This window comes from Enterococcus sp. DIV0755f (genome assembly GCF_051713725.1).
GTDB classification, from domain to species: Bacteria; Bacillota; Bacilli; order Lactobacillales; family Enterococcaceae; genus Enterococcus_D; species Enterococcus_D casseliflavus.
Genome location: NZ_JBIOQL010000001.1, coordinates 2,641,569 through 2,651,168, shown reverse-complemented (window position 1 = coordinate 2,651,168; position 9,600 = coordinate 2,641,569). Strand labels below are relative to the sequence as shown.

Annotated in this window: 8 protein-coding genes; 5 read left to right on the top strand and 3 right to left on the bottom strand. The window is 44.5% G+C overall.

Annotated features, from left to right (window positions below; translation table 11 throughout):
- The first annotated feature begins 13 nt into the window (after positions 1–13).
- Positions 14–1,141, top strand: coding sequence for an o-succinylbenzoate synthase (gene menC, locus IGI73_RS12205; RefSeq protein WP_015510202.1), 1,128 nt, complete (start codon positions 14–16; stop codon positions 1,139–1,141).
- A 72-nt stretch (positions 1,142–1,213) separates the two neighbouring features.
- Here menC and IGI73_RS12200 read toward each other — a convergent pair whose 3' ends face one another.
- Entirely contained in the window at positions 1,214–2,752 is a 1,539-nt protein-coding gene (locus IGI73_RS12200) for an AMP-binding protein (protein WP_087627859.1), read from the bottom strand.
- 194 nt (positions 2,753–2,946) lie between these two features.
- Positions 2,947–3,570: a DapH/DapD/GlmU-related protein gene (locus IGI73_RS12195; protein WP_428206602.1), complete on the bottom strand. Its 624-nt coding sequence runs from the start codon at positions 3,568–3,570 to the stop codon at positions 2,947–2,949.
- Positions 3,571–3,664: 94 nt separating this feature from the next.
- Here IGI73_RS12195 and IGI73_RS12190 point away from each other — a divergent pair, with 94 nt between their 5' ends.
- The 4 genes from IGI73_RS12190 (at position 3,665) to IGI73_RS12175 (ending at position 8,633) form a co-directional block, all read left to right on the top strand.
- Complete coding sequence (locus IGI73_RS12190; RefSeq protein ID WP_438759233.1) at positions 3,665–4,858, top strand: NAD(P)-dependent oxidoreductase; 1,194 nt, start codon at positions 3,665–3,667, stop codon at positions 4,856–4,858.
- Between the two features lie 54 nt (positions 4,859–4,912).
- A complete protein-coding gene (locus tag IGI73_RS12185; RefSeq protein ID WP_005228608.1) occupies positions 4,913–5,566 on the top strand; it encodes a GntR family transcriptional regulator in 654 nt (217 codons plus the stop codon).
- A 135-nt stretch (positions 5,567–5,701) separates the two neighbouring features.
- Positions 5,702–6,916, top strand: a complete 1,215-nt coding sequence (locus IGI73_RS12180) for a quaternary amine ABC transporter ATP-binding protein (protein WP_005228609.1) — start codon at positions 5,702–5,704, stop codon at positions 6,914–6,916.
- Positions 6,909–8,633 (top strand): ABC transporter permease/substrate binding protein, encoded by a 1,725-nt coding sequence (locus tag IGI73_RS12175; protein ID WP_005228611.1) that lies wholly within the window; start codon positions 6,909–6,911, stop codon positions 8,631–8,633. The genes IGI73_RS12180 and IGI73_RS12175 overlap by 8 nt, the downstream gene beginning before the upstream one ends.
- Positions 8,634–8,752: 119 nt before the next feature.
- Here the strand turns inward: IGI73_RS12175 and IGI73_RS12170 are convergent, their stop codons facing one another.
- Positions 8,753–9,589 (bottom strand): histidinol-phosphatase HisJ family protein, encoded by an 837-nt coding sequence (locus IGI73_RS12170; RefSeq protein WP_005228616.1) that lies wholly within the window; start codon positions 9,587–9,589, stop codon positions 8,753–8,755.
- Positions 9,590–9,600: the final 11 nt, after the last annotated feature.

Here is a 9,600-nt window from a genome sequence, read left to right as displayed (position 1 = left end):
AGGAGAGAACGCAATGAAGATTGAAAAAATTGAACGCATCGCCTGTCGCTTGCCCCTCAAACAACCCTTTGTGACAAGTTATGGACAATTAACAGAAAAAGCTTTTGATCTTTATTTGGTGACGACAGAGGATAAAACGATGGGCATCGGTGAATTGGTCGCTTTTGAGCAGCCAGATTACATTGAAGAAACCCTCTTTTCTGCTCGACAAGTGATTGAAACAGCACTGATCCCATTATTGATTGACCAAGAGATCGAGCATCCGCAAGAAGTTTGTCAACTGTTTCAAACGGTCCAAGGAAACTACATGGCAAAATCGGCTTTGGAAACAGCGATTTGGGATCTATATGGCAAGCAAACGCATCAAAGTGTGAAAGAGCTTTATACCGCAACCCGACCGAGTGTCGCTGTTGGCGTTAGTCTTGGCATACAAGACTCTGTCGAAAAACTAGTGGCTCTTGTTGCCGATTATGTCGCCCAAGGGTATCAACGAATCAAATTAAAAATCAAGCCTGGGCAAGATCTGGTACCCTTGCGAGCGATTCGACAAGCCTTTCCAGAATTGCTTTTGATGGCAGATGCAAACGGAGCCTATCAGAGTGAGCCAGAACGCATTTTGGCACTTGATGACTTAGGCTTGGTGATGATCGAGCAACCACTTAAGGTACGAGATCTGGTGGGGCACAGTCAGCTACAGCGGCAGATGAAGACGCCTCTATGTTTGGATGAAGATATTCGAACGGCAGAAGACGTCGATACCGTCGCAGCCCTGGACAGCTGCCGTGCGATCAACCTGAAAATCCCCCGTGTCGGTGGGATCACCGAAGCCTTGCGAATCCTTGATCGATGTCAAACCCATGGACTACTCGTTTGGTTAGGCGGCATGTTTGAGTCTGGTGTGGGACGAGCCATGAATTTGCAATTTGCGAGTCAAGATATTTTCCATTTTCCTGGGGATCTTTCCGCTTCTGATCGTTACTTTTATGATGATGTCATTACACAGCCTGCAACTTTGCATGAAGGCAAGCTGCTGGTACCTGATGGAAAGGGCTTTGGCATCACGCTAGCAGAAACAAAGCTAAGTCAGTATGGGCAACCTAAAGAATGTATCTACTCAAGAAAACGATCAGCGAAAGAATAACATCAGCAAAGAAAAAACAGTAAAAATAAAAGAAATGGCCAGCAGGGAAATCTGCTGGCCATTTCTTTTGCGTTATTCTACATTTTTGAATTCTTTTTCAATTTGTAGTCGTTGGACTTTCATGGTTGCTGTTCGTGGGATATCTTCGTAGTCGCGTAAAATTGGCTGATTGAGGTGAGGGAGATCTTCCACCATTTTCCACCAAGCATCCCAATCCATTTGACGATTTGGTGCTAAAGCAATGATTGGTTGCGGTGAGTTTTCTTTGTCGCGAACGATCACGACTTCGGCAAGGAAGTCTAAATGATCCAGCAAAAGGTCTTCCAAGGCAAGATTGCTTTCAATATTTTTGATCAAGTCCACTTGACGGTCTTTTAAGTAAAGATGTCCCTGATCATCCATCATGCCGTAATCACCACTGTCCCACCAAGCGCCATAGACATTGTCAGCAAAACGCTGATCTTCTTTATAATAGGTCAACGCGCGTCCTTTTGAAAGGAAATGGATGTGCCCATCGGTATTGGCTGGCAGCTCGTTGCCCTCGGCATCGGCGATCCGTGCTCTCGTTAAGTCCTCCAGACCGACACCCATATCACGGGCATCGTTGGTAGCGATGCTTTCTAAGGTATGTGCTTTTAGGATCATTGGCCCGCATTCACTTTGGCCATAGACTTGTAAAAAGAGTGCTTCTTTTGTTGCTGAAGTATTTAAAAAAGTCGCCATTGTTTGATTGTTGATGGCATCAAAGGTTGAGTGATAGTAACGAATATTGGCGAAAGCATCTGGTTGTTCTTTTGCCACAAAGCTCCATTGGACAAAATTGTTTGGATGAGTTTCCAAAGCGATCGGTGGGTATTCTTTTAACATGCCTACGACATGAGCACCGTTGGCATTGGCTAATGGCATCATCGGGAAGCCCATCGCCATCAGGGAGGAGATACCGATATTGAAGCGGGAGTGCACCGGTGAAATATGGAACGCAATTAAATCAGAGTCAGCTTTGGTGCGATCGATCTTGGTGAAGATCGTTTTTTGCCATTTTGTCCGCCAGCCCATGGAGTTTGCTGAATGACAAATCAATTTTGGAATACCCGTCGTTCCAGAAGTATGGGTCATATAGGAAATTTGATCCACCGGTAATTCAGTTTGTTCCACTGGTTCCGCTGGCTGCTGCAGCAAATGGCGAACAGCGATCTGTTTGTCAGTACTGCTATTTTTCACTTGTGCGACGCGGCCTTCGGTTTCTTCATCAAATAAGATGTAAGGATCTTCTAAGCGATCCACAAACACTTCGATGGTTTCAGCAGGAAAATGATAGGAGATCATAGCAGGAACGGCACCAAGGTAAGAAGCAGCCGTTGCTAACAAATACGTATCGAATTTTGAAGATTTATACAGAATGATTTTATCTCCTGCTTGCACGCCAAGTGAGGCAAGTTGATAAGCACGCTTTAAAATCATTTCATGGCTCGAACGGTAGGTACTACGATAGCCAAGCTCAGGAAATGCTGGCAACACTTCATCATGGATGATGGGGGTGTCAGGAAACGTCTCAGCAGCTTCGCGATAATTGGTGTATAGATTCAATGGACGATAGTCTAAAATGGACAAATAGAACACTCCTTTAAAAGTTCGTGAAAAACTTCATTTGATTTCTCCATTTTAGCACAGGAATTCCTCGATACAATAGATATTTTGTGTTTTTTATTTATTTCTAAAAAATCATCCGGGCAAAGACTTTCGAAGAATGAATGACTGTGATGTGTTATCATTCATTCCTCGTACTAAGCGGAAAAAGTGCATAATCAACGGGTGTATTTTGCTACAAAATCTTTGATTGGGAGGCGAAAGTCTAAATAGCGTGCTTTTAATTCTGCACGATTCCAATTCCACCAAGCGATTTCTTGCAAAGCAGTGATCGCTTCTGGATCAAAGCGGTATTTGATCACTTTTGCTGGAACCCCGCCGACGATCGCATAAGGCGGCACATCTTTGGTTACGACTGCGTTTGAGGCGATCACGGCACCATCACCGACGGTCAAACCAGATTGGATCACGGCACCGTGGCCGATCCAGACATCATTGCCAATGACGGTCGTTTTTGCTTTGCGTTTTTCTAAGAAGGACTCGTCCTTTGGCGCAAATCCATAGCCTTCGCCATTATAGGCAAAAAGATGCTGACTAGGGCGTTCATAGGGATGATTGGTAGGGCCGATGCGGACCATAGCTGCGATACTGATAAAACGTCCTAATTGGCTGTTCTGAATAAAGCAATATTGCCCCGTATAGGTATAATTGCCGATGGAAGAATGATCAATGTGATTGGCTTCGCCAATTTCGACATAGTCTCCTAAAGTTGTGTCTTGAAGCTGCGAGTCTTTGCCAACGATCGGCTGTTCATCTGGAAAATTTGTGATCGATAGGTGCATAGAAATCATCCTCTCTTGCGTATTGCTATCATTTTACCGCACTTTTTTGTACTATTTGACTAATACGCACTAAAGACAAAAGGAGGTCTGCTTTATGGAGACGATTTATCAGTTAGATAAGATGACCGAAACGATAGCTAAGCGAGCAATCAAAAAAGGATACTCGTTAAAAAATCAAGCGGCCCCAGAGGCGCTGTTTGTGCGCAGTTCAACGGTTCCTAACGAATTGATCACTCCAGAATTAGCTGTGATCGCTCGCTCAGGAACAGGCACCAATACGATCGATTTGGCACGGTGTACTCAAAATGGCACAGTAGTTTTCAATAGTCCTGGTGTCAATGCCAATGCAGTCAAAGAGTTGGTGCTATCCAATTTATTTCTCAGCGTTCGCCCCTTATTCAAAGCGATCCAGACGGTAGCCGATTTACAAGAAGAACTAGCGTCCGGTCAAATTGAAGCAGAAGAGGTGTTGAAGGTAGCTGAAGAACGGCGAAAAGAAGTGATTGGCGAAGAATTAGCTGGAAAAACCATCGGTATTTTAGGGTTAGGAGAGATCGGTGAACGGGTGGCAAAAGCCTGTCATCAGCTAGGGATGGAGGTTTTGGGCTATGCCCGAACGAAGAAAGCAGCACACGATTACGAGCAAGTCAGTGACCTGCAAATGCTGTTGACCGAATCAGATTTTGTGGTGGTCTTGCTCCCTTTAAGTCAAGAGACCAAAGGCATGCTGAATCGACAAACGATTCAGCAGATGAAAAAAAATGCAGTGTTGATGAATTTTGGTCGCGGGGAAATCGTGGAAGAAGCAGCCGTCTTAGAAGCATTAGCCAAAAATCAGCTCAAACAATACATCACTGATTTTCCTAGTGCGGGCTTGATCGGACAACCGAAAGTGTTGTGTTATCCGCATATCGGCGGCAGTACTACCAATGCCTTGGAAAAGGGGGACCACGTAGTTTTTGATCGCATGCATGCCTATTTACGCGCTGGGACGATTCAAGAATCGGTCAATTTCCCCCATGCAGAGTTGCCTTTTTTGGCACCGTATCGCTTAGCGCTGTTTTATCACGACAAGCCTGGTGCTTTTGCCCCATTATTGCGGATCATTTCTGAAGCAGGCGTGGATATCGATAATTTGGCGAGTGAGAGAAAAGCCGGAGTTGCCTATACTTTGATTGATCTTGATGAGACAAATGAAACACTGCTGCAAGATATACAGCAGCAGATACAGCAAGAAACAGCGATCATTCGTGCCCGCTTGATCAAAAATTCGCGAACCAGTGAATAGTTGCCACCAACAATGTTTCTTGTTATGATGAAAAAAAAGTAAAGGAAGTTCATCATGACGAATAAGTTTCAAGATAAAAAGAAGGTCGCTTTGCCTCGTTATCAGCAGATTGCCGTAGCGATCGCGGAACGAATCGTTGAAAATCGCTACCAAGTTGGGCAAAAGATCCATGCACGCTCAACATTAGCCAGCAATTTCAATGTCTCTCCTGAAACAGCCCGCAAAGCGATCAATGTATTAGTTGATTTAGAAATCATGGACGTCCGTCATGGCAGCGGCGCCTATATTGCTTCAAAGGAAAAAGCACAGGCCTTTGTGGAACAATACCAAGATGTGCAGTCGATCCAAGAAATTAGACAAGATATTTTAGACAGTGTGGAGCGGCAGCAGCAAGAGCTGGATAATTTTTCTGACTTGTTGAACACGCTAGTGCAGCAAACCAAAAAGGTACACCACATGAGTCCGTTTGTGCCCTTTGAGCTTCAGCTGACGGAACAGGCGCAGCATTTGGAAAAAAGTATCAACGAATTGAATGTTTGGCAGGCAACAGGGGCGACGATCATCGCGATCCAAACAACCGAAGAATTGTTGTTGTCACCGGGACCTTATGCGAAATTCAGTGCAGGCAATACGATTTATTTTGTCGGGAATGAATTGGCGTTGCAGCGCATGACCAATTTCTTCTATCCAACGGACCATTCAGCGTAATTCTTTTTCCTGATTCCCATGCTTTTTTTGCAAAAGAAAAAGCATGGGGAAATTTTTTTTGACAAAGTGACCACATCTTGTTAAGATAGTATGGTCACTTTCGTGAAATTTTTCAGAAAAAGGAGTATTAATCATTTGAGTAAAGTTAAAGTGGAACACTTAACCAAAATCTTCGGTAAGAAAAAGCAGCAAGCTCTTGCCATGGTCAAAGAACAACGCAGCAAAAACGAGATTTTAGAAAAAACGGGTGCCACCGTTGGGGTCTATGATGTGAACTTTGAAGTCAACGAAGGCGAGATTTTCGTCATCATGGGCCTTTCTGGAAGCGGGAAGTCAACATTGATTCGACTATTAAATCGATTGATCGAGCCGTCTGGCGGAGATATTTACATAGATGGCGTGGATGTTGCCAAAATGAGTAAAGAGGAACTACGAGAAGTTCGCCGTCACAAAATCAACATGGTTTTCCAAAGCTTTGGCCTTTTCCCTCATCGGACAATTTTAGAGAACACAGAATACGGACTAGAAGTCCGTGGGGTCTCGAAAGAAGAACGAACAGCGAAAGCGGAAAAAGCGTTAGAAAACTCAGGATTGCTTTCTTTTAAAGACCAATACCCTGACCAGCTGTCTGGAGGGATGCAACAGCGTGTGGGACTTGCCCGTGCGTTAGCCAATGATCCAGAGATCCTCTTGATGGATGAGGCCTTTTCAGCATTAGATCCGCTGATTCGCCGTGAAATGCAAGATGAACTTTTAGAATTGCAAGCCAATGTTCAAAAAACGATTATCTTTATCACCCATGATTTGAACGAGGCCTTGCGGATCGGTGACCGGATCGCTTTAATGAAAGATGGTCAGATCATGCAGATCGGTACAGGAGAAGATATTTTGACGAATCCTGCCAACCAATACGTGCGTGATTTCGTGGAAGATGTCGATCGTTCCAAAGTCTTGACTGCGCAAAACATCATGGTCCCAGCATTGACGACGAACATCGAGATCGATGGACCAAGCGTAGCATTGAACCGGATGCGGAAAGAAGAAGTCAGCATGCTGTTAGCCGTCGACAAACGTCGTCACCTAAAAGGAAGCCTGACAGCCGAGTCTGCTCGTGAGGCACGGAAAAACAATCTGACCTTGAAGGAAGTTATTGATAAAAATGTTAAAAAGATCGATAAAGATATGCTGGTAACGGATATCTTCAATTTGATCTATGATTCGCCTACACCTTTAGCCGTGGTAGAAAACGATCGCTTGATCGGAGTCGTGATCCGCGGAAGTGTGATTGAAGCATTGGCTGAGACTGATTCAGCCGCTCAAGCAGAGGAAGGGGTAGTGACAAATGGATAATTTCTTACAACATACGATTCCGGTGGCTGATTGGGTCGAAAACTTTACTGATTGGCTAACAGGAACTTTCAGTGGATTGTTTTCAGCCTTACAGTCTTTCGGACAATTTATCATGGACGCTATTACAAATGTATTACTGTTTGTACCACCGTTATTAATGATCGTCTTATTGACGGCTGCTGCCTTTTTCGTTTCACGCAAAAAATTCGGCTTGCCAGCTTTTACTTTTGTCGGGTTGCTGTTCATCTATAACCAAGGGTTATGGACAGACTTGATGAACACCGTGACGTTGGTCTTGTTGTCGAGTTTGGTTTCGATCATCATTGGGATTCCACTAGGGATCTTAATGGCGAAAAGCGAAAAAGCGCAAAGTATCGTGACGCCGATCTTAGACTTTATGCAAACGATGCCTGGTTTCGTTTATTTGATTCCTGCGGTTGCTTTCTTTGGGATCGGGATGGTTCCTGGGGTCTTCGCCTCAGTGATCTTTGCTCTACCACCAACCGTTCGGATGACGAACTTAGGGATTCGCCAAATTTCTCGTGAATTGGTGGAAGCCTCTGATTCCTTCGGTGGGACTGGCTGGCAAAAACTGATCAAATTAGAATTGCCACTAGCCAAAAGCACTATTTTGGCTGGGGTCAACCAAACCACGATGCTGGCATTATCAATGGTCGTGATCGCGTCAATGATCGGTGCTCCTGGGTTAGGGCGCGGCGTCTTGTCCGCCTTGCAACGAGCACAAGTCGGTAACGGATTTGTCAGTGGGGTATCCTTAGTTATTTTGGCGATCATCATGGATCGCTTTACCCAGAATTTGAATCGTTCGGCACATCAAAAAGCAGCCAGCAAGACAAGTCGCAAACAAAAACGTCTTTTTGGCGGGATTGCTGCAGCGGCAGTCGTTGCTTTGATTGGCGCATCGTTTGCCTTTGGAAATGTTTCTGACAGCAAAGGCACGGTGAACTTGGCGTATGTCGAATGGGATACGGAAGTTGCATCTACCCATGTGGTGGCAGAAGTTTTGTCGCAAATGGGCTACGAAGTCAATACGACGCCTTTGGATAATGCCATCATGTGGGAATCGGTGGCAAAAGGGGAAGTTGACGGGATGGTTGCTGCTTGGCTGCCATCTACGCATCAATCCCAGTATGAACAGTACCAAGACCAAGTTGAAAACTTAGGTCCTAACTTAGAGGGGGCAAAACTGGGGATCGTTGTACCAAGTTATATGGATGTAGATTCCATCGCAGACCTTTCTGACGAAGCTGGAAAAACCATCACTGGTATCGAACCAGGCGCTGGTGTCGTAAATGCAGCGGAAAATACGGTTGCAACGTATGACAACCTTTCCGATTGGAATGTCGCTACCTCTTCTTCAGGAGCGATGACAGTGGCATTAGGCCAAGCCATCAAGAACCAAGATGAGATCGTTATTACTGGCTGGTCTCCACATTGGATGTTTGCGAAATATGATCTGAAATATCTGGATGATCCAGAAGGAACAATGGGTGAAGCAGAAAGCATCAACACTGTTGTACGCCAAGGATTAGCAGATGATATGCCAGAAGTCTACGAAGTACTTGATCGTTTCAACTGGACACAAGAAGACATGGAAGAAGTCATGTTAGCAATCAATGACGGAACGTCAGCCGAAGATGCAGCCAAAGATTGGGTAGCCAATCACCCAGAAGAAGTTGCTGCTTGGACGAACTAATGTCTAAAAAAAGAACGACCGCTTTAATCTGCGGTCGTTCTTTTTTTTGTTTAAAATACTTAGGTTCATAACGAAAGACGAGGGGATGATTTTTGCAAAAGACGGAGCTTTTGTGCAGGTTAAGCAAAACGATGAAAAATCGGCTGCATCTGTTCAAACGTACAGAGCTTAGTAAATCCTAATGACCGTAAAAGATCTTGTCCCTCTTTGATTTGAAACCCGAGGTGCTCTGGTTTATGACTGTCGCTGCCGATGGTTATCACGCTTCCCCCCAAGTCACGATAAAGCTTGAGGATCTCGATCGATGGCGTATACCCGTTGATTCCGTAACGGTGGGAAGAGGTATTCAGTTCAATGCCTTTGCCATTTTTGATCACGACTTTCAAGATCTCTGCGATTTGTTCTTTCGTTTGTTCAAAAGCGTCCTTCTCTTTATCTAAATAACGACGAATCAAATCCATATGGGCTAAGACGGAATACTCTTTATATGTCGTGACTAGTTGATACATTTCATCATAATAGCGCTCGTAGCATTCCTGTTGGCTGCGTCCTTTTTGAAATTCTCCAGTCCAAAATTCTTGATCGTCTACCTGATGAACGGAAAGTAAAATGAAGTCAAAGGGATGCGAATGATAAAGACGGGTAAATTGTGGGATCGTGTGCATTTGTATCCCAAATTCCAGCCCAGTTTTTAGCTTGATTTGGTCACTGTATGTTTCTTTTAAGCGTGCCAGTTCGTTAAAATACAAGTCGTAGTAGACATTTTTTACAACTTTATTGGCCCCGACGAGGTACGTATCCGTCGCTTGCCAGTCTTCTTTGACTCCATAATCCACATGATCGGTAAAGCAGATTTCTGCTAAGCCTAGTTTAATGGCGTCTTTGACTACATCTTCCATCAAATACCAAGAATCATCGCTGTAATCACTATGGACGTGATAGTCTGTAAAAATCATGGCGTCTCCTT